Origin of the sequence: Streptomyces sp. NPDC019937, from assembly GCF_040631655.1 — a bacterium.
Taxonomy (GTDB): domain Bacteria; phylum Actinomycetota; class Actinomycetes; order Streptomycetales; family Streptomycetaceae; genus Streptomyces.
This window is the reverse complement of record NZ_JBEYAL010000118.1, coordinates 1-1,566: the sequence shown is the minus strand read 5'-3', so window position 1 is coordinate 1,566 and position 1,566 is coordinate 1. Positions and strand designations below refer to the sequence as shown.

At 66.9% G+C, this 1,566-nt stretch carries 1 protein-coding gene; it reads right to left on the bottom strand.

Translation table 11 applies throughout. The features are described 5' to 3' along the window. Positions 1 to 1,539, bottom strand: a 1,539-nt coding sequence (locus ABZ562_RS41110; protein ID WP_361490578.1) for an acyltransferase domain-containing protein, incomplete at its 3' end; no start/stop codon positions are given. Positions 1,540 to 1,566 lie beyond the last annotated feature (27 nt).

Sequence of the window (1,566 nt, the reverse complement as noted above, 5' to 3'; positions counted from 1 at the left end):
CACCAGCGACGCAGCCAGTCCGGCGGGAACAACAGGATGCTCCGAGTGCCGCCGATCATCCCAGGACAAAAACGACACGACCCCGGTCACACCGCAGCCCGCGACAGCATCGGCGTAAGCCCGGCGGTCAGGACGGGTCGGATCGAGCTCCACGACACTGACCTCGCCACCCCGGGCCGTGACAGCAGCCACTACCCGCGCAACGGCGACATCATCCCCCAAGCCCTGCGGCACAACGAACAACCAACCACCACCGATCACCTCATCAAGCGCGGCCGGACAAGACTTCCACTCCACCCGATAACGCCAGTCCTGAAGCCGTCGCTGCTCCACCCGACGCCGCCGCCACGACGACAAGGCCGGCAACGCCGTGCGCAAAGCCTCGGCGTCTGTGTTCAGCAAGTCGGACACGGCTGTGGCATCGCCGCGTTCGACTACAGACCAGAACTCGGCATCCCACGCCTCATCGACCGGCTCTTGCAACGGCTCTTCGTGCAGCCAGTAGTGCTGTCGCTGGAAGGCGTAGGTGGGCAGATCGACGATGCGCGGGCGCCCACCCTCGAATACTCGGGTCCAGTCGACCTCCACACCCTTCACGAACGCTTCCGCGAGGGATGTGAAGAGCCGATCCAGGCCGCCTTCGTCCCGCCGCAGCGACGACAGTGCGACAGCGTCGGCGTCGAAGGCGTCGAGTGTTTCTGCGGTGCCCGGGACGAGGACGGGGTGCGGGCTGCACTCGATGAACGCGCCCATTCCCTGTGCGACAAGGCCTTCGACGGCTTCTTGGAACCGGACGGTCTCCCGCAGGTTGGTGAACCAGTACCCGGCGTCCAGGGCGGTCGTGTCCAGCCAGTCCGCCGTAACCGTCGAGAAGAACGGCACGCTGGAACGCTGTGGAGCGATGTCCGCCAGCGCCTCCAGCAGCTCGTCGCGTAACTGATCCATCTGCGCGGAGTGGGAGGCATAGTCCACCGGGATACGACGGACACGCAGGTCATGCACCTGACAGAGTGCTACGAACGCGTCCAAGTCCTTGGTATCGCCGGAGACCACGGTGGACGAGTGGCCGTTGACCGCGGCGACCGATATCCGGCCGTCGAACTCCTCCAGCATGGTGCGGACGCGGTCGGCCGGGAGGCTGATGGAGACCATGCCGCCCCCACCAGCGATCCGGGCGATCGCCCGGCTCCGCAGGGCCACCACCCGCGCACCATCGGCAAGACTCAAGCCCCCAGCCACACAGGCCGCAGCGATCTCCCCCTGCGAATGCCCCACGACCGCGGCAGGCTCCACGCCATAATGCCGCCAGGTCCGGGCCAGCGACACCATCACCGCCCACAACGCCGGCTGCACCACATCAACACGCCCAAGAGCAGCCTCATCACCACCACGCAGCACCTCGACCAGCGACCAGCCCGTCAACGGATCCAGCACCGCAGCGCACTCCGCCACCGCCCCCGCAAACACCGGGCACGCATCCAGCAGTCCGGCCCCCATCCCCACCCACTGCGAACCCTGACCAGGGAAAACGAACACCACACGACGACCCTCAGCCGGAGCCACACC